The sequence below is a fragment of the Methylomonas sp. MS20 genome, assembly GCF_050275925.1.
GTDB classification, from domain to species: Bacteria; Pseudomonadota; Gammaproteobacteria; order Methylococcales; family Methylomonadaceae; genus Methylomonas; species Methylomonas koyamae_A.
Genome location: NZ_CP189962.1, coordinates 5424001 through 5450461, shown reverse-complemented (window position 1 = coordinate 5450461; position 26461 = coordinate 5424001). Strand labels below are relative to the sequence as shown.

Annotated in this window: 31 protein-coding genes; 23 read left to right on the top strand and 8 right to left on the bottom strand. The window is 58.1% G+C overall.

All coding sequences use genetic code 11. From position 1 onward, the window contains the following. Positions 1–105: 105 nt before the first annotated feature. Positions 106–711, bottom strand: coding sequence for a thiol:disulfide interchange protein DsbA/DsbL (locus ACQE3D_RS24365; RefSeq protein WP_064031453.1), 606 nt, complete (start codon positions 709–711; stop codon positions 106–108). Positions 712–1082: 371 nt separating this feature from the next. Further along, positions 1083–1754 (bottom strand): c-type cytochrome, encoded by a 672-nt coding sequence (locus ACQE3D_RS24360; RefSeq protein ID WP_064031452.1) that lies wholly within the window; start codon positions 1752–1754, stop codon positions 1083–1085. 112 nt (positions 1755–1866) lie between these two features. On the opposite strand from ACQE3D_RS24360, the gene yihA reads away from it, so the two are divergent. The 8 genes from yihA to ACQE3D_RS24320 all read left to right on the top strand — a co-directional run bounded on the left by yihA (position 1867) and on the right by ACQE3D_RS24320 (position 9722). Then, complete coding sequence (gene yihA / locus ACQE3D_RS24355; RefSeq protein WP_313730937.1) at positions 1867–2481, top strand: ribosome biogenesis GTP-binding protein YihA/YsxC; 615 nt, start codon at positions 1867–1869, stop codon at positions 2479–2481. Between the two features lie 126 nt (positions 2482–2607). Next, the gene (locus ACQE3D_RS24350) at positions 2608–4959 is read left to right on the top strand and encodes a penicillin acylase family protein (RefSeq protein WP_313730939.1); all 2352 of its coding nucleotides are present in this window, start codon (positions 2608–2610) and stop codon (positions 4957–4959) included. Between the two features lie 59 nt (positions 4960–5018). Continuing rightward, the gene (gene lnt, locus ACQE3D_RS24345; RefSeq protein ID WP_313730940.1) at positions 5019–6608 is read left to right on the top strand and encodes an apolipoprotein N-acyltransferase; all 1590 of its coding nucleotides are present in this window, start codon (positions 5019–5021) and stop codon (positions 6606–6608) included. Positions 6609–6807: 199 nt separating this feature from the next. Then, positions 6808–7485 carry a hypothetical protein gene (locus ACQE3D_RS24340; RefSeq protein ID WP_313730942.1) on the top strand — a complete coding sequence of 226 codons (678 nt, stop codon included), beginning with the start codon at positions 6808–6810 and terminating at the stop codon, positions 7483–7485. Positions 7486–7568: 83 nt separating this feature from the next. After that, positions 7569–7895, top strand: a complete 327-nt coding sequence (locus tag ACQE3D_RS24335) for a DUF6804 family protein (RefSeq protein ID WP_409521130.1) — start codon at positions 7569–7571, stop codon at positions 7893–7895. Then, positions 7879–8184 carry a hypothetical protein gene (locus ACQE3D_RS24330; protein WP_313730944.1) on the top strand — a complete coding sequence of 102 codons (306 nt, stop codon included), beginning with the start codon at positions 7879–7881 and terminating at the stop codon, positions 8182–8184. Before ACQE3D_RS24335 ends, ACQE3D_RS24330 begins: the two co-directional genes overlap by 17 nt. 1017 nt (positions 8185–9201) lie before the next feature. Continuing rightward, complete coding sequence (locus tag ACQE3D_RS24325) at positions 9202–9429, top strand: addiction module protein (RefSeq protein ID WP_071160799.1); 228 nt, start codon at positions 9202–9204, stop codon at positions 9427–9429. Continuing rightward, on the top strand, positions 9426–9722 hold the full coding sequence (locus ACQE3D_RS24320; protein WP_313730945.1) for a type II toxin-antitoxin system RelE/ParE family toxin: 297 nt from the start codon (positions 9426–9428) through the stop codon (positions 9720–9722). Before ACQE3D_RS24325 ends, ACQE3D_RS24320 begins: the two co-directional genes overlap by 4 nt. A 756-nt stretch (positions 9723–10478) precedes the next feature. Here ACQE3D_RS24320 and ACQE3D_RS24315 read toward each other — a convergent pair. Continuing rightward, the gene (locus ACQE3D_RS24315; RefSeq protein ID WP_313730946.1) at positions 10479–11528 is read right to left on the bottom strand and encodes a threonine aldolase family protein; all 1050 of its coding nucleotides are present in this window, start codon (positions 11526–11528) and stop codon (positions 10479–10481) included. A gap of 83 nt (positions 11529–11611) precedes the next feature. Here ACQE3D_RS24315 and ACQE3D_RS24310 point away from each other — a divergent pair, with 83 nt between their 5' ends. From ACQE3D_RS24310 to ACQE3D_RS24285, 6 genes are all read left to right on the top strand, one after another. Continuing rightward, positions 11612–12580 (top strand): phosphotransferase, encoded by a 969-nt coding sequence (locus ACQE3D_RS24310; protein ID WP_313730947.1) that lies wholly within the window; start codon positions 11612–11614, stop codon positions 12578–12580. Further along, the gene (locus ACQE3D_RS24305) at positions 12571–13449 is read left to right on the top strand and encodes a 3'(2'),5'-bisphosphate nucleotidase CysQ family protein (RefSeq protein ID WP_313730948.1); all 879 of its coding nucleotides are present in this window, start codon (positions 12571–12573) and stop codon (positions 13447–13449) included. The genes ACQE3D_RS24310 and ACQE3D_RS24305 overlap by 10 nt, the downstream gene beginning before the upstream one ends. A 153-nt stretch (positions 13450–13602) precedes the next feature. Then, complete coding sequence (locus ACQE3D_RS24300) at positions 13603–13860, top strand: type II toxin-antitoxin system RelE/ParE family toxin (protein ID WP_427501662.1); 258 nt, start codon at positions 13603–13605, stop codon at positions 13858–13860. Positions 13861–13869: 9 nt separating this feature from the next. Next, on the top strand, positions 13870–14187 hold the full coding sequence (locus ACQE3D_RS24295) for a HigA family addiction module antitoxin (RefSeq protein ID WP_313730951.1): 318 nt from the start codon (positions 13870–13872) through the stop codon (positions 14185–14187). A 35-nt stretch (positions 14188–14222) separates the two neighbouring features. Then, positions 14223–14504, top strand: coding sequence for a hypothetical protein (locus tag ACQE3D_RS24290; protein ID WP_313730952.1), 282 nt, complete (start codon positions 14223–14225; stop codon positions 14502–14504). Positions 14505–14637: 133 nt separating this feature from the next. Beyond that, positions 14638–15222: an NUDIX domain-containing protein gene (locus ACQE3D_RS24285; RefSeq protein WP_313730953.1), complete on the top strand. Its 585-nt coding sequence runs from the start codon at positions 14638–14640 to the stop codon at positions 15220–15222. A 107-nt stretch (positions 15223–15329) separates the two neighbouring features. Here the strand turns inward: ACQE3D_RS24285 and ACQE3D_RS24280 are convergent, their stop codons facing one another. From ACQE3D_RS24280 to ACQE3D_RS24260, 5 genes are all read right to left on the bottom strand, one after another. Next, positions 15330–15959, bottom strand: coding sequence for a hypothetical protein (locus tag ACQE3D_RS24280; RefSeq protein WP_313730954.1), 630 nt, complete (start codon positions 15957–15959; stop codon positions 15330–15332). 166 nt (positions 15960–16125) lie between these two features. Then, a complete protein-coding gene (locus tag ACQE3D_RS24275) occupies positions 16126–16293 on the bottom strand; it encodes a hypothetical protein (protein ID WP_313730956.1) in 168 nt (55 codons plus the stop codon). Beyond that, a complete protein-coding gene (locus ACQE3D_RS24270; RefSeq protein ID WP_313730957.1) occupies positions 16274–16843 on the bottom strand; it encodes a class IV adenylate cyclase in 570 nt (189 codons plus the stop codon). Before ACQE3D_RS24270 ends, ACQE3D_RS24275 begins: the two co-directional genes overlap by 20 nt. A 14-nt stretch (positions 16844–16857) precedes the next feature. Continuing rightward, on the bottom strand, positions 16858–17514 hold the full coding sequence (locus tag ACQE3D_RS24265) for an FMN-binding negative transcriptional regulator (protein WP_313730958.1): 657 nt from the start codon (positions 17512–17514) through the stop codon (positions 16858–16860). 44 nt (positions 17515–17558) lie between these two features. Further along, the gene (locus ACQE3D_RS24260; protein ID WP_313730960.1) at positions 17559–18212 is read right to left on the bottom strand and encodes a transglutaminase-like domain-containing protein; all 654 of its coding nucleotides are present in this window, start codon (positions 18210–18212) and stop codon (positions 17559–17561) included. 196 nt (positions 18213–18408) lie between these two features. On the opposite strand from ACQE3D_RS24260, the gene ACQE3D_RS24255 reads away from it, so the two are divergent. From ACQE3D_RS24255 to ACQE3D_RS24215, 9 genes are all read left to right on the top strand, one after another. Then, positions 18409–19788, top strand: coding sequence for an L-serine ammonia-lyase (locus ACQE3D_RS24255; protein ID WP_281021814.1), 1380 nt, complete (start codon positions 18409–18411; stop codon positions 19786–19788). 457 nt (positions 19789–20245) lie between these two features. After that, positions 20246–21106, top strand: coding sequence for a hypothetical protein (locus ACQE3D_RS24250; RefSeq protein WP_064027694.1), 861 nt, complete (start codon positions 20246–20248; stop codon positions 21104–21106). Between the two features lie 424 nt (positions 21107–21530). Beyond that, a complete protein-coding gene (locus ACQE3D_RS24245) occupies positions 21531–21929 on the top strand; it encodes an MbcA/ParS/Xre antitoxin family protein (protein WP_313730961.1) in 399 nt (132 codons plus the stop codon). 2 nt (positions 21930–21931) lie between these two features. Then, complete coding sequence (locus tag ACQE3D_RS24240) at positions 21932–22657, top strand: RES family NAD+ phosphorylase (protein ID WP_313730962.1); 726 nt, start codon at positions 21932–21934, stop codon at positions 22655–22657. A 2-nt stretch (positions 22658–22659) separates the two neighbouring features. Then, positions 22660–23133 carry an MEKHLA domain-containing protein gene (locus ACQE3D_RS24235; protein WP_313730963.1) on the top strand — a complete coding sequence of 158 codons (474 nt, stop codon included), beginning with the start codon at positions 22660–22662 and terminating at the stop codon, positions 23131–23133. Between the two features lie 168 nt (positions 23134–23301). Further along, positions 23302–23922 (top strand): choice-of-anchor R domain-containing protein, encoded by a 621-nt coding sequence (locus ACQE3D_RS24230; RefSeq protein ID WP_313730964.1) that lies wholly within the window; start codon positions 23302–23304, stop codon positions 23920–23922. Positions 23923–23936: 14 nt separating this feature from the next. After that, complete coding sequence (locus ACQE3D_RS24225; RefSeq protein ID WP_313730965.1) at positions 23937–24833, top strand: hypothetical protein; 897 nt, start codon at positions 23937–23939, stop codon at positions 24831–24833. Positions 24834–24943: 110 nt separating this feature from the next. Next, positions 24944–25102 (top strand): twin-arginine translocase TatA/TatE family subunit, encoded by a 159-nt coding sequence (gene tatA, locus ACQE3D_RS24220; RefSeq protein WP_313730966.1) that lies wholly within the window; start codon positions 24944–24946, stop codon positions 25100–25102. Between the two features lie 506 nt (positions 25103–25608). Continuing rightward, positions 25609–26427: a hypothetical protein gene (locus ACQE3D_RS24215; protein ID WP_313730968.1), complete on the top strand. Its 819-nt coding sequence runs from the start codon at positions 25609–25611 to the stop codon at positions 26425–26427. Positions 26428–26461: the final 34 nt, after the last annotated feature.

Sequence of the window (26461 nt, the reverse complement as noted above, 5' to 3'; positions counted from 1 at the left end):
ACATGCCCCAAAATTTACAATTCGCCGACGGAGAATTATAGACTATTCAATATAAGTCGCGCGGCGGCCGGACCTTGGCCCGGCCGAAAAACGCGCTGGGGCTGGTTATTTCTTTTGGGATTCTTGCGCGATCAGTTCGTTGGTCACGCTAATCATATTGGCTTGGGATTTGGCGGATTGCCCGGTCACTTTATATTTGCCGTTAATAATCAAGGCCGGTACGCCGGTGATGCCGTAGCGCGGCCCCATCGCTTCGGCCTGACGCAATTTGGCGTCCACCAGGAAAGAATTGTAAGCATTGCGAAAATCTTCGTCCTTGACACCGTGTTCGGCGAAGAATTTAGCCAGTTCGTCTTCGCTGATCAGTTTTTGTTTTTTGTTCTGAATGGTGTCGAAAAAGTCGGCGTGGACCTTTTCAAGGACGCCGAGGGCCTCCGCCGTAAAATATGCCTTGGCGTGCTTGCCCCAGATGTCGCTAAAAACCGCGGGTTGGCGGATGAACTCGACGTTGGCCGGCTTGGTTTTCAACCATTCCGCCATCGACGGTTCCAAGCTGTAGCAATGCGGGCAGCCGTACCAAAAGAATTCGATGACTTCGACTTTCTCCGGATTTTGCACCGGCTGAGCGGGGGTCAAGGTTTCGTAGCCGCCTTCCGCGCGCGCCAGCGCGGTGAAGCAGAACAGGCCTAATATCGCGATTTTTTTCAACATCTATAGTTCTCCGTAAGAATGAAATCCCAACAAAAACGTTATCCCGGTCGACATGAATGGAACAGGATACATGGCCGCCGAATCCGGCATTGTCGGTTTAGACTCGGCTGTCCCGATAAAGTGCCGACACTATAGCGGGCACTACGAAAAACGCAAAATCCGGGCGGATGAAGACGGGTTGGCGCGACGGTTGGCGTTACGCTGGACGCCGATTCGGCAAGCTCCGCATCCGGCTGTTTTAGGAGGAGGTCGGATGTCGCCCGTTGCGGGCCGACAATGCGGAGGGAGGCGGTGAGCCGATTCAACCGGCTTGTTTGGCGAAACAGCGACAGATGGCGCCGCCGGTCCGAAAAGGCCGGCGGCGGATTAGGCTACTTCATCGTGGAGATGTAGTACGCAACGGCCTGGATTTGCTGATCGGTCATTTTCCCGGCAATCATGTGCATCATGTTTTCCGGGTTGTTGCTACGCGCACCGGATTTAAAGTCGGTCAGCGATTTGATCAAATAATCGGCATGCTGAGAGTGCAGGGCTGGGAACGCGGCCGGTTTGTTGCCTTCGCCGAAGGGGCCGTGGCAGGCCACGCAAGCGGAAACCTCGCGGCTCAAGTCGCCGTTACGGTACAGGTCGCTGCCTTGAGCGATCAGCGCGGTCAATTCGGCCTTTTTCTGTTCGTCGGTTTTGGCGGGCGCCTCGTCGTCGTCATTGTCCGGTAGTTTCGGAGCCGGGTTGCCGGCGATGCGGTTAGCCGAATAATAGGTGGCGATTTCTTGTATCGCTTGTTCGTCCAGGCCGGCCGCCAACGGCGCCATCATCGGCGAATTGCGGGTGCCGGATTTAAACGCTTGCAACTGTTTGGCCAGATAATTTTGGTGTTGGCCGGCCAGTTTGGGAAAGCTAGGCATCATGCTGTTGCCGTCTTCGCCGTGGCAACCGGCGCAAGCCGCAGCCTTGGTTTTGCCCGCGCTATTCCCCTGCGCGTACGCGTGGCCGGTAAAGGCCAGCGCCAGGGTGACGGAAACAGTCAGCAGTTTTTTTATCATTATTTGAAGCCCCTGTTCAGGATGATGGATCGACATAAGCAAATGGACACTTGCCTATAGACGTTATAATGCCGGGATTCTAACCGATTTAATTTGACTAAGCGAGATCGTCATGAACCCCCTTTATCATCAGGCCTCATTCGTCGCCAGCGCGCCGAGATTGCAAGATGCGCCGCCGGATCAAGGGATGGAAATCGCCTTTGCCGGCCGTTCCAATGCCGGCAAATCCAGCGCGATCAATACGCTGGTGCAGCAAAATGCGTTGGCCAGGGTCAGTAAAACCCCCGGCCGCACCCAACTGTTGAATTTCTTTCGCATCGACGACGACCGCAAGTTGGTCGATTTGCCCGGCTACGGCTACGCCAAGGTGCCGGAGGCGATGAAACGGGAATGGCAGCAAATGATGGAAACCTATCTGAAGAATCGCAAAGCGCTATCCGGCATCGTGTTGGTGATGGACATTCGCCATCCGCTAACCGATTTCGATTGGCAAATGGTCGAATGGTGCGAGGTCAGCAAGTTGCCGCTGCACATCCTGCTGACCAAAGCCGACAAATTGAAATTCGGCGCCGCCAAAACCACGTTGTTGCAAGTGCAGCGCGATTTGAGCCGGGCCGAAATCGTCGTCAGCCTGCAATTGTTTTCGGCCTTGAATAAAACCGGCATCGACGACGTACACCAGGTGTTGGACGAATGGTTTGGATTTTCGTCCGAAGCGAGCGCTTGAAAGCGCCGGATAGTGCCGGCGATCCCGCGTGAAGGCTAGCCCAAGCCTATCCGCAATCCCGATCGTCGAGGTCCGGCGCGAGGCTTCGATCCGTTCCATCCATTCAACAGCGAACCAATTGCCGCCATGAAAACCGCCGGTTTTTCGATATTCGGACTGATTCTCGCGATCGCCGCCGTAGTTTACGGACTGCTCGCGGCATCGTTGCCGAACCAAGACGGCGAGATCCGTTTGTCGGGCTTGTCGGCGGAAGCGACGGTGCGGAGCGACGACTTGGCGATTCCGACGATCGCGGCGCGGAATCGGGACGACGCCTTTCGGGTGCTGGGCTTTCTGCACGCCCGCGACCGGTTGTTTCAAATGGAATTGATGCGGCGCAAGAGCGCCGGCCGCCTGGCCGAGTTGTTCGGCGATTCGGCGCTGGCCCTGGACCGCAAGCAGCGGATTTTCGGTTTCGAGCGGGTCGCCGGGCAAATCTTTGCGGATATGCCGGAAACCCAGCGTTCGGCTTTGCAGGCTTACGCCGCCGGCGTCAACGCGTATCTGACTCGAACCACGATATTGGCGCCGGAATTTCTGGCGCTGCACTTGCGCCCTGAGCCGTGGCGGCCGGAAGACAGCCTGCTGGTGGTGTTGGCGATGTTCCAAACTCTGAACGGCTACGAGCAGGACGAGCGCATGGCCAGCGTGATGGCCAAGGCGTTGCCGGCCGATTTGCTGACCTTCCTAACCCCCGACACCGATCCCTACGCGACCGTACTGACCGGCGGCGACCGACCGCGCCGCTACAGTCCAAACCTGCCCCGCGATGCGCTGGCGGCATTGCCGGAAGCCGGCCGGCAACTGGCGGTCAACCGCGTCGATGCCGACAACGCGGTCGCCGGTTCCAACAATTGGGCGGTATCCGGGCGCAAGACCGCCGACGGCCGGGCCATCGTCGCCAATGACATGCACTTGGCGCTGGGCCTGCCCAACATCTGGTACCGCGCCGAGTTGCAATACCGGGACCGGCAGGTCGCCGGCGTTACGCTGCCCGGCGTACCGGGCGTCATCGTCGGCGGCAACGGTCGGGTAGCCTGGGGTTTTACCAACGTCACCGCCGACCTGTTCGACTTGGTGAGCTTGGAAACCGACGCCGACCATCCCGGCGCCTACCGCACCCCGCAAGGTTGGCAACCCTTCGCCAGCCGGCGCGAAACCATCAAGGTCAAAGGCCAGCCGGACGTCGACATCGAATTGCGCGACACGATTTGGGGACCGGTATCCGACCAGCCCTTGCTGGGTAAGCCGGTCGCGATCAAATGGACCGCGCTGGAACGCTACGGCGTCGATTTGGGCTTGCTCGATCTGGACGGCGCCGCCAACGTCGATCAGGCATTGACGCTGATCAATCAAGCCGCCGGTCCGCCGCAAAACGTGGTCGTTGCCGACCGGGACGGGCGCATCGGCTGGACCTACATGGGCCGTTTCCCAAAACGGAGCGGCTTCGACGGCTTGATTAGCCGTTCCTGGGCGGACGGCGACATCGGCTGGCAAGGCTTCATCCCGCCGGAGCAATTGCCGAGATTGGTGGACCCGGCCGAGGGCTTTATCGCCACCGCCAACAATCGCACGCTGGGCGCCGACTATCCGTACGTGATCGGCCACAACTGGGCCCTGGGCTACCGCGCGTTTCGGATCGCCGAATTATTGCGCGGCAAGGACAAGATCGACGAATCGGCCATGTTGGCGATTCAGCTCGATAGCCGGGCCGGCGCGCTGGACTTTTACCAGCAACTGGCGCTGGACGAACTGCGAAACCTATCCAACAAGGACGGCGATTTGCAAAGCGCCGAACGCGCGTTGCAGGCCTGGGACGGCCGCATGAACGCCGATAGCGTCGGCGCAGCCGTGGTCAACGAATTTCGCAAACGCCTGGCGGAAACCGTGTTCGCCAAGATCGTCGCGGCTTGCCGGGTTTACGATCCGGAGTTTCGTTATGCCTGGCGGGCCATGGAAACCCCGCTACGCCAACTGCTGACCGAACGCCCGCCAGGCTTGCTGGCCGAGTCCTACCGCGACGATTGGTCGGCGATGATCTCCGATACCCTGCGCGAAACCGTGCGGGCACTGCGGCAACAATATCCGCGGACCGAGCCGGATCGGCTGACTTGGGGCGAAGCCCACGCCATCGGCCTGCAACACCCGTTCACCAAAGCGATGCCGCAACTGGCCGCCGTATTGAATCTGCCCGCCTTCGCCAGCCCAGGTTGCGCCAGCGTTTGCGTGCGGGTCATGGACAACGCCCACGGCGCCAGCGAACGTCTGGTGCTGTCGCCTGCGCATCCGGAAGACGCGATTCTGCAAATGCCGGGCGGTCAGTCCGGCCATTTTCTATCGGCCCATTACCGCGACCAGCAAGCCTTCTGGCAAAATGGCCAACCGGCGGCGCTGTTCGGCCCGGCCCGGCCGGGTGTGCTCGAGGTCTTGCCGGAATAAGCCGGCGCCGGACCATCCTCTTTCCTCAACCGAATCCGGCCGGGCCGGAACAACGACTCATGACAAGCATTTCGACGGCGCCGGCGGACCGGGCGCGCAACCTTTCCGAGTGGTGGCTGCCGGTTCTGTCCGGCCTATTCATCGGCACCAGTTACATTCCGTTTCCGCCCTGGGCCTCGCTGTTCGGCTTCGTGCCGTTGTGGCTGTTCTGGCAGCGGCAAACCGCGTTGAAGCCGGTCGTTTACGGCGGTGTGCTGACCAGCACCGTCTACACCCTGATCGGCTTCAATTGGGTGACGTATACGCTGCACGAATTCGCCCAGGTGAATTGGTTGGTCGCCGGGATCGGCATGCTGATTTTCGCGATGTTCGGCCATGTGTTCGCGCCGCTTGCCGGAATTGCCTGGTTTGGGCTGCGCCGGTTCGCGGCTGGCCGCGCCGGGCTGTCCTACGGACTGATGGCGGTAACCACCGCCCTGGCCGAGTTGTACGTGCCGATGCTGTTCAAATGGAATTTCGGCTATAGCTGGTACGGCGCCGGCCTGCCGCTTTACCAGTGGGCCGAGTTCGTCGGCTTCGCCGGCCTCAGCATGCTGACGATACTCGCCAATCTGTGGCTGCTGTTCGTCTGGCAGCGCCGCCGGCAACGGGCCGGCAAACTGGCCTTGCTGGTTTTTTTGCTGGCCTTCGCCGGCGCCAACGGCGGTGGCCTGTGGCTGAAACAGCGCTTGCCGGAGCCGGACGCCGCGTTGGACGTGTTGCTGGTGCAAGCCAATATCGACAACGGCCAAAAGCGGGCGATGGAGGGCGGCAAGGGTTACCGGGCCGAAATCCTGACCGAATATTTCCGAGCCACCGACCTTGGCCTGGAAAAATCGCCAAACGTGCATTTTGCGATGTGGTCGGAAACCGCGTTCCCGTCGCTGCTCGGCGGCGAATTCAACCAATCGCCTTACGCCGCATTGCTGAGCGAATACCTGCGCAACCGCCAATTGCCGCTGCTGACCGGCGCCTACGGCCGGGACCGCAACGGCGACATCACCAATTCGCTGTTCGCGGTCGATCAGACCGGCAAGGTGCTGGAGCCGCACTACAGCAAAACCATTCTGCTGGCGCTGGGCGAATACCTGCCCGGCGCGGAAACCTTCCCCTGGCTGAAACAACTGTTGCCGATGGTCGGCCAGTTCGGCCGCGGGCCGGGGCCGACGGTACTGCTGGAGATGAACGGCTTCAAAATGGGGCCGCAAGTCTGTTACGAAAGTTTGTTTCCGGAGTTTTCCAAGGGCCTGGCCGACTTGGGCGCGCAATTCATCGTCAACGTCACCAACGATTCCTGGTACGGCACCTGGCAGGAACCCTACCAGCACCTGTACATGACCTTGGCGCGCGGCATCGAATTCCGCCGTCCGGTGTTGCGGGTCACCAATACCGGCATTTCCACCGTGTCGCTGGCCAACGGCGACGTGTTGGCGTTTTCGCCCTTTCATACCCGCTGGGCCGAGTCTTATCACGTACCCTTCGTGGCCGAACCGCCCGCCACTTTCTATCAGACCCATTTCTATCTGATGCCGGGATTGTTATGGGCTGGGCTGGCGGGATTGCTGGGCGCGGGTGTGTTGCTCAATAAACGGAAGAGACGGGAGACGTGAGGACGATTGATGGGTTGGGTATTCGTTGGGTGCTTGTGGCTACGGGAATCTCGCTTGACATAGAGTGCCTACCTGATAGAGTCGGCGGCAAATTAATGCGCAGGCAGGATTGCCTGAAAAGGCGGTTAATATTGGCTTATACGGGCGGATTTGCCTGATGATCAATAGTTAGGCGTCTTAAATCCACAGGGCTACTTAGATGGGCATCTTCTCCAAGCTATTCCAGAAACACGCGGTGCAAACGCCACTTGAAGCGTTTGTAAGTTTAGTAACGCCGGAGCAGTCCCAAGCAACCTACCGATCTGTGAAAGATGAGAGTCTCCGTCTTCCTGCTGCCCTATCGACCTGGGTTCTATACCTCGCTCATCGGTTCTCAACTGGGTTGCGCGAAATGCTGACATCTCTGGCAAAGACTAGGGGCACCAACAGTCCATTCGCTTATGACGCAGTTACTTTCGAGGCCGCCGCGTTCTGCCACTACTGGTTGATGCGCGAGATCCTCAACGCTGATGATGAAGAACCCGAGGATGACGCGTATTTCGAGTGCTTGAAGGTTTCCGCCAATATCACTAGTTCGCTACTGGAAAGCAAAACGAACTTCGACTTGCCAACGGAGCTACTCCTAAAACGCAGCATGGCTTATTCATACGATGAAAAATACAAAGACGTTCCCCCAGAGGAGAAATTTGCCAACTTCCTGATTTCATCCTTCCAGAGTGGTTCGCCCACCGTTAAATCCCCTGTAGGTATCTCTACCAGTTTGCCACTCCAACTCTCCGTTGCCTCATACATTCCCATCTTCGAATCGGCATATTTGGCCGAATTGAAAAAGATTGCGAGAGTCATGTATTTGGCAGATCAGGAAGGTGCTCTTTGACGCCGACACCCAACCCTGCGGTCCATGGGACGCTGCGCGATAATGCCGCGCAACGCCTTTGACCTGAACGTAGGAATCACGGCATGCGCACAAACGGCATCCTATGGGTTGTTGGTATCGCGGTTGTTGTGGCCCTCATTCCGTCACTACCGTATGGCTACTACTCCGTAATGCGCTGGGTTGTCTGTGCGTCATGCGCGCGGCTTGCACTCACGTCATACCGCAATGAGTGCGAGGAGTGGGCTTGGTGCTGGGGAGTGATCGCTGGTATCTACAACCCAATCTTTCCCGTGCATGCCAATCGGGAGATTTGGTCTATCGTCAATGTCGTGACGATTGGGGTTGTGGCTTGGTATGGCCATAAAGTGTTACGACTCAACAAGGGGAACCAACATGGGGGAGAAGCTTGAGAGCACATTCGGTTGCGGGTTCGCAATCCTCTTATTTGGTTTCGGCATCCTGCAGCTTGGCGCTGGCTGGGCCGGAATCGAGGATTCGTTTGGCTGGGGCTGGGGGTGTGCGGCAGCGGTTGCTGCAATTTTTTTCCGATTCACCATTCCAATAGTTCTTGGCGCATTCCTTTTCGCCAAGAACATCTGGGACTGGCATTGGTTCTTCGCGCTTCTTTTCGCGGCACCGGGTCTGCTCTTTATGGTGCCGGCGTTTTTTGCATCGCTTGTCAGTGCAGTGAAGCGCTAAGTTAATCGGGTAACCCGTAAGGCGGAACGCGTTAGCGGTTCCGCCAAACCAACAGCCTGGGTGGGCACGGTGTTTGTGCCCACGCGGATTGAAAGCAAATTTATTTTGTGTTTCGCTAACGTGAAGCTGATTTAATGTCGGGTTTCGGCCCGACAGCCGAGATACTTTTCTTTGCTTGTCCAAAGAAAAGTATCCAAAAGAAAGGACACCCCATGCCGCTTGTATCCTGCGCTCCTGCGGGTTTGAGCGGGGTTTTTGGAAGGGCTATCCATAGCCCTCCAAAAACGCGCGGCATCCCTGCCGCGCCCCTGCCGGGCAATTTCCGCTCGAACCCTTCGGTGCTCGGCGCGGCATCAGGGGATTAACCCCGCCGCGAGTAGAATTGTTGGCGGGTAGTAATGTAAGGTCGGCACGATTTAGTGCCCACGCGGAATCAAACGCTACCGGTGGGCAAACTTGCCCACCCTACAGCCAGGTAGGGTGGGCACGGTGTTTGTGCCCACGCGACACGCTGTTACCGATTCATTACTCTGAAAGTCACCCGAAGCGGTCACTCAATTCGGTGTCGTAGCGTTGTCAATCGCGGCTAGAGCCGCTCCCACGCCAGGGACTTTCATTTGCCGGGGCGACGCAACTGTTTCATGAGCGTTAGGTATTGGAAATTCCTGATTGGCGGGTTTTCAAATCGTAAACAACAGCCATGCATGCGCCGCATGCCATTTTCGAGGTTTCCGATGAAGAAGGTACGCGGTGCGTACCCTACCAGGTTCTTTGGTTAAGTTGGATGTTCTATTTCCGCTACCTTGCCACCATTCATGTCGTGCTTCGCAAGATCGAGCACGACGGCACTACCGAGTAAGCAGGGAATTCATCCATGAAACCTAACCCTAACCCTGCGTTCGAGGCGACCTGCGCGAAAAGCCGCGCAGGTCAGCTCACTTTCACGTTAGCCCTCTGTTCGACATTGGCAGCAAAGCTCGGTAGAATTCTTAGTTAGCTTTGAACGGGGGCCAGATCATGAATACACAACTCTTACAGCAAGCTCGTGTACTTGGCATTGATGAGCAGATCGAACTGGTTGAAGCTATATGGGATGGTATTGTTAGTCGTGGCGCCACGCCATCGTTGACCGAAGCGCAAAAAACGGAACTTGACCGCCGCCTCGCGGACCACCTTGCCAACCCCGATGATGTAGTTCCCTGGAGTGAAGTAAAAGCCGCTGCTCTTGCCAAAATCAGGCAATGAGTCTGCGCGTCACGTTTCATCGTGCCGCCAGTGCAGAGTTCATCGAGGCAAGTGCGTGGTATGAGGCCAAGCGAATTGGTCTTGCACTTGAGTTCATGGCTGAAATTGAACGTTGCGTATCGCTGGCATCTAAACAGCCGCTCCAGTTTGCCATTGTTCGTGCGGACATACGACGTGTTGTTGCCAATCGTTTCCCGTACAACGTTTATTTTCGCGCAGAAGATCATCGCATCGTTGTCTTGGCGGTATTTCATTGCAGCAGAGATCCCGCCATTTGGCATGCGAGAGCCTAACCTGGCGCTCAACCGGAGCGGGGTTGTGATGCAGTCTTATTTTTTCAGCTTTTCGTGCCGCGCCCGGTTAGCTCTACGTTAGCCGTCATGCTCCGTCTCGCCTCGGTGCTCCTGTCTCTTGCTGTCGTCGTTGCGCTATCGACAGGCGGTTTCAGTTCGGCGCCAACAGTGCTCTCCTTCCAGCTGGTGGATCAAACCCGTAAGGTGGAACGCCTGATGGCTTCCGCCCTACCTGACCTCAATCCCCAACCACTGTCCCGCGATTCCGGCGGGGCGTTTGATGGACTTCCCTGAGCCTAAATAAACCGCGTTTTGCTCGATTAGGCGGGGCAAGTTCTGGCCGAGATGTTGTTAAGCCTATCCACTCGATTTCTCGCTGCGGAGCTTGGCGCCAGGGGATAGTTGCATTGGAGTACAAACCTAGGTTTGTACTCCGGCCGAGTTGTTTGGGCGACTCCGGCTGGCGGGAAAGGTGGGTTCGTATCGCTGGTGGTCGGCCGAGCAAAAAACATTCGGCGCCGAGTATCGCTGGTAGTCGGCCGGGCAAAAATACTCGACACCGCATGTCGCTGGAGCTTAGCCAAGGGTGGGACGGCTTTGTAATCAGCGAAATGCTTGAATCATCGGGCGTGGCGCTAGTCTCCATGATTCATTTTTATTCATGCCGGTAACCCTAGAATCCCCAGACCTTGGGGTTTTTGCGTTTTTTGGTCGGTGAAAACTCGGCGGAACGCGTCGGCGGTTCCGCCGTATCAATTAACCCAACACATCGATAAACCTCTCCACGTCGTCCGGCTTAGTGGCGAAGCTGGCGACCAGGCGGACCAGGGTTTCGTGCTCGGCGAGTAGACCCGGCGCGGCGTGCGGCGGATTCCACGGATAAAACACCGCGCCGGCCGCGCGCAGCCGGGCGGCGTCGGCCTGGGTCAAAATCGCGAACACCTCGTTGGCTTCGGCCGGCCAGGCCAGCCGGGCGCGGCCGGAGGCGGCGATGCCTTGTTGCAGTTGCGCGGCCATCGCGTTGGCGTGGCCGGCCAATGCCAGCCACAGGCCGTCGTGCAGATAGGCCTGGAATTGCGCGGCGATAAAGCGGCTTTTGGAAAACAACTGCGCCGCGCGCTTGCGGATGAAGGGCAGATCCTTGGCCGCGGCCGGGTTCATGAACACCAGCGCCTCGGCGCACCAGCAACCGTTTTTGGTGGCGCCGAACGATACGATGTCCACGCCGAGTTTCCAGGTCATGTCGGCCGGCGTCAGGTCCAGCGCGATCAAGGCGTTGGCGAAGCGGGCGCCGTCCATGTGCAGCGGCAGCCCGTGGGTTTGCGCCACCTCGGCGATCGCGGCGATTTCGTCGGGACGGTAAACGGTGCCGATTTCGCTGGCTTGGGTGATGGACACCGCCATCGGCTGGCCGGCGTGGATGAAATCGGCCGGAAAGCGGCGAATTTCGGCGGCCAGCTTGGCCGGATCGAGCTTGCCCAACTCGCCGTCGACCGCCGCCAGCCGGGCGCCGTGGGTGAAAAATTCCGGCGCGCCGCATTCGTCTTCCAGCATGTGGGCTTCGCGATGGCAGAAGGTCACGCCGCCGGGCCGGTTGATCGCGGCCAGCGCCAGCGAGTTGGCGGCGGTGCCGGTGCCGACGAAGTACACCGCCACCTCGCGTTCGAACAGTTCGTTAAAGCGCCATTCGATCGCTTTGTCCAGCTCGCTGGCACCGTAAGGCGCGGCGAAACCGGCCGATGCGGCCAGCAAATGTTGGGCGATGGCCGGGTGAGCGCCGGCCCAGTTGTCGGAGGCAAAGTTCATCGCAAATCCTGAGTGCAAAGGTCGCTCTACCTTAACCCAGATCGCCGCTTTGTATAATGACGATTTTCTCAGCCCGACTGCTTATGCCGCCCGACATCGCCGCCCTGATTTGCCAAGCCACCGGCGCCGTCCAGACCGAGCCGCACCAAGTCGTGCAACGGCTGTGGAGCGGCTACGGCCGGATCGTCCGCTACCGCTTGCACGGCGCCGACCGCGCCGGCGTCGTGGTCAAGCACGTCAAGCCGCCGCGCATCGGGCACGGCGACCTCTCGCACCGGCGCAAATTGCGCTCCTATCAAGTCGAAACCGTCTGGTATAGCGATTGGAGTTCGCGTTGCGATCATGCTTGCCGGGTGCCGGCGAGCTTGGCTTCGGCCAGGTTCGGCGACGAAGTGGTGCTGATCCTGGAAGACCTGGATGCCGCCGGTTTCGGCCGGCGCCGCTCGCGGATTACGGAGGACGATTTAAGCGCCTGTTTGGCCTGGCTGGCGAATTTTCACGCGACTTTTCTTGGCGATAAGCCGGAGGGCTTGTGGCCGACCGGCACTTACTGGCATCTGGCGACCCGGCCCGACGAGTTGCAGGCGTTGAACGATCCGCCGTTACAACAGGCCGCCGCCGCGATCGACCGGGCGCTGAGCGCCAGCCCGTTTCAAACCCTGGTCCACGGCGATGCCAAGCTGGACAACTTTTGCTTCGCCGAGTGCGGCCCAGTCGCGGCGGTGGATTTTCAATACGTCGGCGGCGGGCCCGGCGTCAAGGACGTGGCCTATTTCATCGACAGTTGCTTGCCCTTGCCGGAATGCGAACGGCGCGAGGCCGAATTGTTGGCGGTGTATTTCGCCGAACTGCGCCGGGCCTTAAGCGTCAAGCGCCCGGATATCGATGCCGACGCGCTGGAACGCGACTGGCGGGCCTTGTATCCGCTGGCCTGGACCGATTTTCACCGCTTTTTAAAAGGCTGGAGTCCAGGCCATTGGCCGCGCGACAGCTACAGCGAACGGCTGGCGCGGCAAGTGATAACCCAACTGAAGGAGGTCCAATGCGATTGAGCGACCTGGACTTGCACCTGCTCGGCCAAGCCGCGATCTCGGCCGCCTACCAGGCCGGCCAACTGATCGCCCGCCACGCCGCGCGCGAGGTAGCGGTCAACACCAAGGCCGGTGGCGCCAGCCTGGCCGCGCAAGTGGTCACCGAAGTCGACCATCTCAGCCAGGATGTGATTTTGCAAGTGTTGCTGCCGACCTGCGCGCATTACGACTTGGCGCTGTTGTCCGAGGAAAGCCCGGACGATAGGGCGCGGCTGGACCGGGATTATTTCTGGTGCATAGACCCGCTGGACGGCACCTTGCCGTTTATCGAAGGCGTGCCGGGCTATTCGGTGGCCATCGCGCTGGTGGCTCGCGACGGCACGCCGGCGATCGGCGTGGTCTACGACCCGTTGAGCCAAACCTTGTATAGCGCCGTTGCCGGCCGGGGCGCTTGGCGCAATCGGCAACGGTTGCCGGCGCGTCCGAGCAGCCCGATCCTGACCTTCGTCACCGATAAAAGCTTCGCCGACGACCCGCTTTACGCCGCGACCTTGCCCGAGCTCGAGCGCATCGCCGCCGAACTGGGCTACGCAAAGACCGAATTGAAACTGCAAGGCGGCGCGGCCCTGAACGCCTGCCTGGCGCTGCAAACCCCGGCTTGCTACTTCAAATACCCCAAACCCCAAGTCGGCGGCGGCAGCATCTGGGACTATGCCGCCACCGCCTGCCTGTTTCGCGAAGCCGGCGCGCCGTTTAGCGACATGCGCGGCCGGCCGCTGGCCTTGAATCCGGAAGGCTCGACTTATCTAAACCATTGCGGCGTGTTGTATTGCAGCGACGGCGGGATCGCGGAGCGGATGCTGGCGTTGTATCGGCGTTTATCTGGTTAAAACGGGCGAGGCCGTGCTACGATTCGAATGAGGTAAGGCTCGCCGCCCCAAGCTTCGGATGAGTTTACCGGGAATCCATTGGCGAATGGACTAAACGATGCTTGTTAAGCTGTGTTCATGATCGTTGCATTCAAAGATTAGGCTACCGAAGATATTTTCAACGGCGTATCTTCGGCGATCGCCAGAAAAGCTTGCCCGCAAGCCATTTGGCGAATCGTCGCTAGAAAGCTCGATCAGTTGGATTCGGCCATTTTTCTGGAGGAATTAAGGGTTCCGCCGGGGAATCGTCTTGAAGCGTTATCGGGGGACAGAAAAGGGCAATACAGTATTCGCATTAACGATCAGTTTAGAATTTGTTTCAAGTGGTCGGAGTCAGGGCCGGACGAGGTCGAAATCGTCGATTACCACTAGAGGTGACCCATGGTACGCATACCAACCCATAGAAAACCCACTCATCCGGGCGAAATGTTGGAAGAAGAGTTTTTAAAGCCGATGCAATTCACGGGTCAGCAATTGGCCGAAGCGATTCATGTGCCTCTGCAAAAAATCGAGGATTTGATTCAGCAAAATGATAGCGTTAACTCCAGCCTTGCTTTACGGCTCGCCCGTTTTTTTGGCATGTCCGCCGATTTTTGGCTGAATATACAAATTCGTTGGGATCTTTATCAAACCCAGCAATTTGAACAGGCTGAGTTAGATAGCATTCAGGATTTTCATCATTTCAAGAAAAGCGCCTGACTGAAATAAGGTTTTCGGATTTAAGCAACGCCGTCATGCCCGCCGGGAAACGGGCATCCAGTGCCACGGATGATGGCAAGCTTCGATTCGTTCGTGCCGTCTGGATTGCGGAATTGAAGCGAAGGCATTGCCCGTATCCATGGTTTCATGAGTTTTCACGTTTCCCCGTAAAAGAAGTCACCAGAGATGGTGCGCCGCCAATCGATCTGGTTGATGGCGACGAGTTAGCGGAGAAATTGAAAGAGTTGGCGCTCGGGGTAAAAACGGAACTCGTGGAACGCGTCAGCATTGATACGGCATGGTTCGAAAGCTTATGACGTATAACTCGGCAATTGCCATGGACACCAGCCGGTCGCGAATTTTTAACGCGGCGGAAAATCGCTATTTGCCATCGAGAAGTCGCCGTATAGTATTGGCCGATCGATACATTGCCTTCGGGGAGTTCGAACCATGCGCTTCATTCTTTCGGTGCCTATTGCCTTATTTTTATGGTTTCTCGTCGGCTCATCCGTTGCCGAACCGGGGCCGCCGGCCGGCATTGCGGCGTATGCGTGCCGGAATGGGCAGATTCTTCATCTGTTGGCGTTCGACGACGCGCCGGGACGGCAAGGTTGGGCGCATTTCGGCGGCACGCGGGAAGGTAGCGAATCGCCAATTGAGACGGCCGCCAGGGAGTTTTTCGAGGAGTCGAACTGCGTCTATCGATTGGCGGCGCTTACCGATGCGAATATCCGCGGGCCGTCCCGGTCGCCGGACTCAGCGTTTCTAACCTTCGTCGCGAAAGTGCCGTTCGTGCCGGCCAACGTGCTGGCGATGCAGCGAGAATGCTTGCACGTCGAGCGCAAGCAATGGGTCTGGGTAAGCGACCACGAATTCGGTGAGGCTTTGGACTCGAGTGCCGACGATCTGCGGGTTTCGGTCTACGACGGCCCGGTCGACGAAATTTATTTTTGGCCGAACTCGCTCAAGGCATTGCGCCAAGCCAAAACGGACGGGCTATTGCCATCGGCGGCGGAGTGCCCGACCGACCGTTGAGCCTAGGTATTATCCGGCCGACACACCGGTAATCGCAGTTAAAGCCTCTCCCGGAAGGACGTGTTTCATACTCAGCGCGAAATCCTTTTTTTGATCGTCAACTTGCCCTACTTTTTCATCTCCACGCAAACGCCCGTGAACACGTAGCTGTGGTTTCCGCCGTTTTGGTTGTCGAGTACTTTCCAATCCGAAGTTAAACTCCAGCCGGGTTTGTTTTCGTTGGGGTTGTAGTAGTAATCCTTGCCGCCTTCGCGGGTCACCAAGATATTGTGCATACCGGTAAAGGTGCCGGTGGCTGCTTTGGCGCCGTTAAACATCAAGTAGCTGGCGTTATAGAAAACGCCGTCGGTTAGCGTAAGGCTGGTGCTTGTCCCGCCGCCTTTAATCAAATTAAACAGCGAACCCAGCCCTTGTTTTGTTGCGAGGTCGGTTACGTAAACCAGCGCGCCGGTCTTTTGGCTATCGTCGCAAACCAACTCGGCCTTTACCGTCTTGTTCGAGATTTTGTCGGTTTCGGTGATGATTTTGCGCGGGTCGCTATTTTTGGCGGCGGCGAGCTGGTCGATTCCGGGCGCCAAACCGCCCGTGGATACGAATTGGATGGCCGGCCAGACGGTTTTTTCGGCAAATGTCTGGTCCAAACACAGCTGATTGTTAGAAAGTTCGGCGATCGCAATGACCGTGCAATGCGCCGCGCAAGAATTGCCGTTTTGTTGGGGGAGAGTTTTCGATGGCATGATGCCTCCTAGGCGATAGGCTGGTTGGATTGGCGGGTGTGGAGGGGCGACGGCGGTTCGCGCGCCGCCGTTTGGGTAATGGTCGATTCGGCTTGCGATTTCCGATTTCCGACATCTGAAGTTAGATCAAAACCGGCTAATGTCCATCCCTGCCTAAGATAATCGCCTACTCTTTTTCTTTGTCCGCCATCGGCCCGAACAAAATCCGGTACCAAAACCCGGCCTCGAAAACGCCGCCGACCGCGAAGGCTATCGTGCCGGCGCCGGCATAGCCGGCCCAATAGCAGGCTAGCGCGGTCAGCAGCAGCGCGGCGCTAAGCAGATGGCGTTTCATCGTCGCGATTCGAGTTTGCTACCGAATCCTCGGAAGGCCTAGCCTCGGCTAGCAAATCCAGGTAAGCGGTGGCCAGCAACTGTTCCGGGCGTATGTCCAACGCCGCGATCAAGCCGTCGGCGACCGCTCGGCCGGCGGCTTCGCTTTCGGCGTCGTTCAACACCACTTCCAACTCCAGAAAATCGCCCAAGCCTTCGACCTGATCCAAATGGATGCGGGTGCGGCCGACCAAGAACAAGGTGCGTTGCTTGCGGACCCGGCCGATGGTGCCGTAGGCCAGCGTCAGCGCGTCGCGCAGGCTGGCCGGCGCGTCGGTGGGCGAGATTCGATAAAACGAAGTTTTCGGTCCGGCTTGATCCGGACGCTGGTAGAAAATCAGTTCGCCGCTGTTGTCGGAAAACGCCCGCAACTTGAGGCGGCCGTTCGGACACTGAAAAAAGGTGTCGTCCTGTGTCAGCGTGAACGGTCCCTGATCGGCGATACCGGCGACCAGCGGCAGCAGCGCGGCGACGCTGGCGATTCGGGCTTTGATTTCGATATTTCTGGCCATATGAGGTCCGTCGTTCAAGTTTCGGGTGGGTTGCGGGCGGCGGATTCGGAGCGTTCCGCAACCAAGTCGGCCATGTCGTCGTGCCCGGCTTCCCGTAAGCCGGCGATCACGCTGCTCCGGTTCGCCGCCGGTTGATTTTGACTGACTTTCCATTTGCCCAGCAAGCGCGTTATCCGGATTTCGATGCCGACGATTTGGGTCAGCAGGCGCTCGGTAAAATCCGCCGGGGCGTCGGCGACGGCCCAAGGCTCGGCGAACGCCGCCTCCTGTGCCGCCGTCATAGCGGCGATTTGTTCGCGTATCCAGACCGGATCGTCCAAGGCTCGCAAACGGCCGTAGGCGTGGACGGCGGCGTAATTCCAAGTCGGCACCACCCGGCCGGTTTCGCGTTTGCTGGCGTACCAGCTTGGCGAAATATAGGCATTCGGGGCTTGGAAAATCGCCAGTAGTTCCGTGGACGACTCGTCGGCGCGCCACAGCGGGTTGGCTCTGGCGACGTGACCGCGCAAGCAGCCGTAAGCCGAGCCGTCGTCGCCGCATAAATGCAGCGGAATGTGGTTGGCGTTCAGACCGTCGCCGGCCAGCGTCACCAGTGTCGCCAACGGATATTGGCGGATTAGGTCTTGCATGACTTCTATGCGGGGTTCGGCGAACTGTTCGGGACTGTACATGGGGCTCAGCGGCGATGGTTGGGAGGATGCGTTGGGAAGCCGGGCTATGGCACTTGATGCGCGCCATTGCGTTGGCCGTGGAACGGGAGCAAGGCCGGGCCAAAATCGCCAGGCTCGAAATCGGGTAAATGGCGGTAAACCTGTTCGATGTCGGCGTGCGCGGTCAAGGCCCGGATTACCGGCGGCAGCGGTTCGGCCCAAATACCGGCGATGTCGGTTTCGCCTGGCGCGCGCGGTTCGAAGGCCAAGCGTTCGGTCGGCGGGCAAAACTCGGCGGCGACGCCGGCTTTGTTGCCGCGCGCGTCGAGCCGGTACCAACCGTGGTCGGTTAAATACACCGCGTTCAAGCCGTGCAGACAATACGGCGGAATGTCGCCGTCTAGAGATAGGCGCTGGTAGCACAAGCCGGCCGGAATTCGGTTGGCGCGCAGCAACGCGGCCAGCAAATGGCTCTTGGCGTAACAATAGCCGGTGGCGTGGCTTAAAACCTCGGAGGCGCGGCAGGTCACCGGGTTTTTGCGGTAATCCCAACTGTGTTGGATGCGGTCGCGGACGAATTCGAAGCAGCGTTTGGCGATGTCTTCATCGCCGTCCGCGCCGGCCGCCAAAACGGCGGCTTGGGCCAAAACGGCCGGATGCCGCCAGTCGATGTATTCGCTGGCGGCCAGGAAGGCTGCGGGGTCGGTTGGGTTGGTCATCGCGGACTTCGAATGCTTGGTAAAGGGTGGGCACGATTATCGCATTCGTCTGGGGTCTGTGCGATGTTCGCGGCTAAGCGAGAAACCGTTCGCCGCCGTTTGCCGGCCGGGTGCCGCCGAGAATGCCGATCGACGAGGTGTTTTGCGCTGCAATTGGTAAACTGCCGATATTACTTTCGAATTTCGGGCAACCTTCATGGCAATCAGCGTTTTCGACATTTTTAAAATCGGCATAGGCCCGTCCAGTTCGCATACGGTCGGGCCGATGCGGGCGGCGGCGACCTTTGCCGCCAACATGGAGCAACGCGGTATCGCGCCGGCGATACGCCGGGTCAAAATCGAGCTGTTCGGCTCGTTGGGCGCCACCGGCAAGGGGCACGGCAGCGACAAGGCGGTGATGCTGGGCCTGGAAGGCGAAGCGCCGGACTTGATCGATCCGGCGATTATCCCGACCCGCTTGGCGGCAATCCGCGATACCGGCCTGTTGAACCTGCTGCAACGTTATCCGTTGCCGTTTAACGAAAAAGCCGACTTGCTGTTTCACCGCAAGGCGCTGCCCTATCACGCCAACGGCATGCGCTTCAGCGTGTTCGACGCGGACGCCGCCGAATTGGCCCAAGCGGATTTTTATTCGGTCGGCGGCGGCTTCGTCGTCACCGACGCGGCGGCGGCGCTGGACCAACTGACCCACGACGATACCCGCTTGCCCTACCCGTTTCGCACCGGCGCCGCGCTGCTGAAGCTTTGCCACACCCACCGCAAGCCGATCAGCGAGCTGATGCTGAGCAACGAAAAAGCCTGGCAAAGCGAGGAGCAAATCCGCGCCAAATTGTTGAACATCTGGCACGTGATGCAGGCTTGCGTCGAACGCGGCTTGCACGAGGAAGGCATTTTGCCGGGCGGCATGAAGGTCAAGCGCCGCGCCGCCAATCTGCACCGGCAATTGACCGGCGAAATTCCCAGCCAGACGCCGAACCTACCGGTCGGCACGATGGAATGGGTCAATCTATTCGCGTTGGCGGTTAGCGAGGAGAACGCCGCCGGCGGCCGAGTCGTCACCGCCCCGACCAACGGCGCGGCCGGCATTATCCCAGCGGTGCTGCATTATTACTGGCGGTTTTGCCCGGACGCCAGCGAAGACGGCGTCATCCGCTTCCTGCTGACGGCGGCGGCCATCGCGATTTTGTACAAGGAAAACGCCTCGCTGTCCGGCGCCGAAGTCGGTTGCCAGGGCGAGATCGGCGTGGCCTGTTCGATGGCGGCCGGCGCCTTGGCCGAAGTCCTGGGCGGCACCCCGGAGCAAGTCGAAAACGCCGCCGAAATCGGGATGGAACACAATCTGGGCCTGACCTGCGATCCGGTCGGCGGCCTGGTGCAAGTGCCTTGCATCGAACGCAACGCGATGGGCTCGGTCAAGGCCATCAACGCCGCGCGGATCGCGCTACGCGGCGACGGCAAACATTTTGTGTCGCTGGACAAGGTCATCAAAACCATGCGCGAAACCGGCGCCGACATGAAAACCAAATACAAGGAAACCTCGCGCGGCGGCTTGGCGGTGAATTTGATCGAGTGCTGATGAGGAGGCGCGCGGTATTACTCACGGCCTCTTGCGTCGGAATAGTGGGTGGTGAATGCTAGCAATCGACCGATAGGAGTTACCCAATGACCGGGGGTGAGCCGATTGCCGACAGTAGGATGGTTAGTGCGAAGCGAAACCCATCAATCGAAGCCAAATAGGTTGAAAAAGGCGAACGAATTTCCAAAAGCCGTGAACACAAACAGGAACGCGGTATTTACCCAACGGGCACAAGCGGCAAAGACGGTTTTGGGGGCATCGAATTAGAAGCGCGGAAGACTTCGTCAAACGCGGCATTCTCCCGGAAGATTGGGCGGGCGACATCTATCCTGAATTGGATTTGGCGTAATCGATGGTATTTTTGAAGGGTTTCGGCTAGCGCCTCTACCACCCACGAGCTGCGTTCAAGTTCGCAACCTCCGGCCGCTGGGGTGCGCCTTAGATTGACCAGGAAATTATGACTAAGAAGAGACAAGCGAAGTTTGACGTTGAAGACTTCTCCAGATACCTCAAACAATTTCTTCCAAACGTGATGAAACTTTTCGATCCAACTCCAGCAGATATCTCTCTTGTATTCAATCGTTTTGAAACTCGATATGCCTTCTATGAAAAACAACTAGCTGTTTCCGAGAGTTTTTACATCGAGAACAGCTTGGTAGACCTAATTTGGAAAGCCGAAGAGGGTGTTCCTTTTGCAGTAGACTATCTAGCATTCATTGAGGCGCAATGCGCCGTCATCATGAAGAACATTGATCCAGCACTCTGCCGTGAGTTTCGCTCGACGATGAAAAACTTGTTTCTCAACTTTGACGACAACGAGTCGAGAATCCAGAGCTACGTCGGTGAACTTTGCGTCCTGGCGAAATTGTTGAGTAGTAACGTCTATAGGTTGCTCAAGGTAGAATACAGACTTTCAAATGGTAATAGCATTGACTATCTGCTTTCGGACGGGGAGCGACAACATCTGGTTGAAGTCTCGAATGTAGATATCTCCGGCTGGCCTACTCCTTCTCGGGACAAGGTGGTTGAACTGATTTGGGGGAAAGCAAAGACCAAGATTGAGACAAAATTCGCCGGTTCCGGGGTGCCAGAGAACATGAGCTTTATGCTGGTCCAAGTCACGTGGGGCGACCTTGAGAAGCTAGTCCCGTACCAGGACGTCTTTTCCAAAGGAGACTTGTTTGGTTCGGTTGTCGCTCAGCCAATGCATATTAGTAGGCTGCAGAATACGGAAACCAACAAGGAAGTGTATGTATTTATCACGACAGAAGCTGCGATCGAGATGAGTCGCAGGCGCCAGCACGGTAGGTTGAGTTGAGGTCCGAACCCAAACAAATTTGACAGACTCAAGTCAAGTCTAGCCAAGCGCGGGCACGGCTTTTTGTGCCCACGCGGGTTGCAATGGTGGGCAAATTTGCCCACCCTACATCTGGTAAAAGCACTTAACCGCACGATCAAAATTTAAAGGGTACGCGATGCGTACCCTACATCCGGTATCAGAAATACCCAATCATTGGCGGCATATGGCTGGTTTGCCGCCGTTAGTTAACGCGCGCGGCATGACCGCTTTTTGATCATCCCTCCGTATTCGGAATACGGTATCGCGGTTTCCGACTTGGGCTACGGAATCGCTCTGCCTTCGGTCTTTTCCACGCGATCTTTTTCGTTCGGCGGCAGTCGCTTGACAAAGTCCATATATAGACTTATTTTCAATTCAAGTTTATTCGAAACCGGGAGGGCTGATGTTGGCCCCAGCGCAAAATCTCTTATCCGCCGATAGCGCCGCCGTGGCCGGTGCGGCGTTGCGGACCTTTTTCAATATTGCCGAGGCTTGGAAACTCAATGCCGAACAGGCGATGGTGTTGTTGGGTCTGGACTCGCGCAGTACGTACTTTAAGTGGAAGAAGCAGCCGGAGTCGGCCAGTTTGAACGCCGACAAGCTGGAGCGTTTGTCTTACATTTTCGGCATTTACAAGGCCCTGCAAATTTTACTGCCGCGCGCCGAGGCGGCCGATCAGTGGCTGCACCAAGCCAATCAGGCCGCGCCGTTCGCCGGCCAGTCGGCCTTGCAACGCATGCTGTCCGGGCGGGTGGCCGATTTGTACGTGGTCCGCCAATATCTGGACGGCCAGCGCGGCTAATCGTGATCGATCTGGCGACGATCGCGGTCAACCGCATTACCTGGCTGCCCTGCTGGCGGCTGGTGCCCAGCCGGTTTCCGCCGGACGGTTTGTTCGATCGGGTTGCCGCGCCGGCCGATCTGGATATCGTGTTCGCGATCGAAGCCCTGACCAACGACCGCTTGCGCGAACAAGCCGGCGACATTCGGCTGGTGGCGCCGGAGGACAGGATCGCCGGCCCCGGCACGACGCCGATCATGGCGGCTTTCACCCATCTGAATCCGGAAGGCAGCCGGTTTAGCGACGGCAGCTACGGCGTTTACTATGCCGCCTACGACCTGGACACCGCGATCGCCGAAACCTGTTTCCACCGGGCTCGCTTTCTGAGCGCGACCCGGCAACCGCCGATCGAAATCGACATGCGTAGCTATGCCTCGGATTTGGATGCGGACTTACACGACATTCGCGGCCGTCAGGCCGAGTGGCCGGAAATCTACGCCGCCGATACCAGTGCTTACGCCGCCGCCCAGCGGTTGGCAAAACAAGTGCAGGACGCCTGCGGCAATGGCCTCGCCTATGCCAGCGTCCGCAATCCCGGCGGCGACTGCGTCGCGGTGTTCAAACCCCGGTTGCTGAAACCGGTCAAACAGGGCGCGCATTTTTGCTATGTATGGGATGGCGAGCGCATCAAGGCCGTGTACAAAAAAGAACTCGTTTCTGTCAATAACCCCAGCGTATCGGAACGTTAATCATGCTCGATTTGCAACCGCCCGGCCCCGACAATCGTTATCACCAAGCCCACGTCAATTTGCTGTTGGATAGCTATCGGCGCTTGCTTGGCGAGCCGTTGCTGGACGCGGTAGGCGACGATTTTGGACGGGTGGTTTACGAAGCCGACTTCGCCTTGCTGTCGCACAACACCGATCCCGATCCGCTGTTCAACTACGCCAACCGCAAAGCCTTGGGATTGTTCGAATTGACCTGGCAAGAACTGGTCGGCATGCCGTCGCGGTTTTCCGCCGAACCGGTCAATCGCGAGGAACGCGAGCGCTTGCTGGCCAAAGTCGCCCGGCAAGGCTATATCGACGATTATGCCGGCGTGCGCATCGCCAAATCCGGCCGGCGTTTCATGATACGCGGTGCGGTGGTTTGGAACGTACTGGACGGCGACGGCCGGCCTTACGGACAGGCGGCGTGTTTCAGCGACTGGGATTGGCTGGCGTGATTCAAGAGTTATTGGCTCGCGCCTGGCGACTCCGGCCTGAAATTGGGCGTTTTATAAAGATTTACAATATTTTACGCCGGTTTACGTCTATTAACCTTTGATACGCCTATTATCAGTCCGCAACAAAGGGAAAGCGGATTTTTTAATATTAAATAATAGGATAATCAAATGGTTGGAACAAATACGACATGGGTGTTGCCGGTTGCGGCCGCGTTCTGGATTTCGGGTGCGGCGCCGGTGCAGGCCTCTGGATTCGGCGAAAATTTGGCAGCCGATTCCGGCGGAACAATAACCGTCAGCGGTAGTACTTGGGAAGCGCAAAGTTTTAGCACCGACAATCAGGCTTACTTGCTGGATTCGATAAGTTTGCTGATTTCCAGTCTCGATCAGGGAACTTCGGTTAGCCTCTATTCCGACGCTTATTCGGCGCCGTCTCAAGCGCTGGCTACCTTAACGCTGAGCGGTGCCTATTCGTCCAGTCTGGCAGCCACGACGTTTTTGGCGGGCGATTTCTCCCTTACCGCCAACACCACCTATTGGGTGGTACTAAGCAATGTCACCGGCGCTACCGACTGGTCTTTCCAGGCTACCGACGACGGCAGCGCCAATGCTTGGGCCGAGTGGGACGGCAGCTATTGGTCCTCCTCCACCAGCTATCCCTTTCAGATGAGCGTCAGCGTGACGCCGGCCGCGGTACCCGTGCCGATGTCGCTACCGTTGATGCTGACCGGTCTGGCTGGCATTGTCGGATTCGCTCGCGGCCCACGCCTCGGCGTTATTGGCGCTTGATTAAGGACATAGTTATGGAAAATTCAAAAGACTTAACAATGCCGGCTCGCCGGGATATGTTGCTGATGACCGCCAAGGGTGCCGCCGGCTTGGTCGCCGCCACCATGCTGGGTGGCGTCAGCCGTTCGGCACTGGCAGCCTACTCCTTGGCGCCCACCGTTACCGAAGGGCCGTTTTGCCTGGACAGCGTTGCCAACAACTTGCTGCGCTCCGATATTCGCACCAGCAGCGTAACCGGTAAGATTGCGACCGGCTTCCCGCTGGTTCTGACGGTCACGGTATCCAAACTGAACGCCAACGGCACGATTTCGCCGATCAACGGCGCTTACGTCGACATCTGGCACTGCGACGCCGACGGTAACTATTCGGGCGAGACCAATATGGGCGCTGCCGACCTGACCGCCGAGGATTATTTGCGTGGCTACCAAATCACCAATGCGCGCGGAGCAGTGAAGTTCATCAGCATTTATCCCGGTTGGTACACCTCGCGCACTACACACATCCACGTCCGCATCCGTACTTTCTCGGGCAGCACTGCTGTCTACGATCAGGCGACTCAGTTTTTTTTCGACGAATCGCTAACCGAACAGATCTACACCACGATCAGCCAATACCTTTCCCACGGTTTGAAAGATACCGCCAACGCAACCGACTCGGTATTCACCGGCGGTTCCAATCAATCGGCCACCGACGGCATCACCAGCGATTCCGGCGACCATCTGATGCTGACTTTGGCCAACAACGGCAACTATGTGACTGCGTCGATCAATTTGGTCATTGCGACCAGCGAAGGTGTGGCCAGCTTGAGTTGTCCGACGGTTGCCGATACCTCCGGCAGCACGTCGGGTGGCGGCACACCACCTACCGGTACACCTCCCACCGGCACACCGCCAACACGCCCCGGCGGTTAGTCCGGCCTTGAGCCAGCGTGACTCGCCGTGCGCCGGATGCGCGCGGCGGTTTTTTCCAGAGCGGCGCAAAGACGCGTTCGCGATATCGATTACCTATTTTAGGAGGCAGTATGGGCTTAAGCGTACCGCATTTGTTGGTGGTGCTGGCGATTGTTATGTTGGTGTTTGGCACTAAACGATTGCAAGGGGTCGGCGCTGATTTGGGCGAAGCGATCAAGGGCTTCCACAAGGCTGTAAAAGAATCCGACAAAATAGAGGAACTAAACTAATCCTAAACGTACTAACATAACGGTATGAGCGGCTATACCCTGTCCGCGGTCAGCAAAGATATTCGACCCACGCTTTGCACCGGACACAGCCGCCATGCAGGGATGACGCGTCATCCTCCAATCCGAATGGTTGGTTCGAAAGTTATGGAATCGTCTGCCGAGCGGCGGCGAGTAGCGAACGGTTCCGGCTTCGACCAGGCTAAGGGTGCCACGAATAAGTGTTTCGGCAGGCTGTCACGTACTGAAAGCGCTTTTCCGTTCGTAACGCGCTTGGCGAATTCGGAAAGAATACGACTTGTTCGAAGCACCTTCACTCGCGGCAGTCAAAACGCTAGTGTTCGCAGCCATAGGATTGGACTTTCGGCTGAGTTTCGCATTCGCTTTTGCTGTTTTGAGATTGCGCGACTGTCGCCGAAAGCCCCGGTTTTCTCTTTAGAGGGTAGGCCGGAATGACGTGTTCGATGGCTTGATATTCATCACACTCAACTACGCCGACAACATTTGCCATGAACAATATTCAAACCTCCAAAATGCCGGGTTATCCGGAGAGTTTAATCATGACCGTCAAGGGATCGATGGCGATCTGCGACGCCGCCACCTCCGGTAGACTTAACCGGGCGGTATTGACCAAGCATACGCTGGCACCGACCGTGGCGGCCTGGCCGTTTCGCCTCGATAGCGTTACACACGACCAACCTCGCGCCGATATCCGGGTCAGCAGCGCAACCGGTACGGCTGCCACTGGCTTTCCGTTAGTGCTGAAGTTGACGATTTCCGAGCTCGACGGCGATGGCAACATCGCCCCACTACCGGGCGCCTGCGTCGATCTGTGGCATAGCGATGGCGACGGCCATTATTCCGGGATGACCAATCCGGGCGGAGCGAATCTGGCCGACGAGGACTTCTTGCGGGGTTACCAGGCAACCGATCATTGCGGCGAGGCCAAGTTTTTCAGCGTCTATCCCGGCTGGCACGACCCGGAGACCGCTCATATCCAGGTGAGGATTCGCGACTACGTGCATGGCCGGTTCAGTTTCGACCGGGCGACTCGACTGGTATTCGACGAACACTCGATCGACAAAATCCATACCGTGATTTCGCAGTTTTTTCCGGCAGGTTTAACCAAGAACGGCGAGCCGATCGAAGATATGGTCGACGACCACGCCGGCATGGCGCTTGTCGACGAAATCGCCAATCATCCAGCCGACCGCTTCATGCTGAAAATAGCCCCCGGCGCCCGCTTCGTCAGCGCATCGGTCCATCTGGTGATCGCTCGCGGCGAAACGCTGGCCGAGTTGAGCCGGACGGCTTTGGCCGAATCCTGATTCTTAGCCGTTCCAATACCGAACCGCCGGCGCA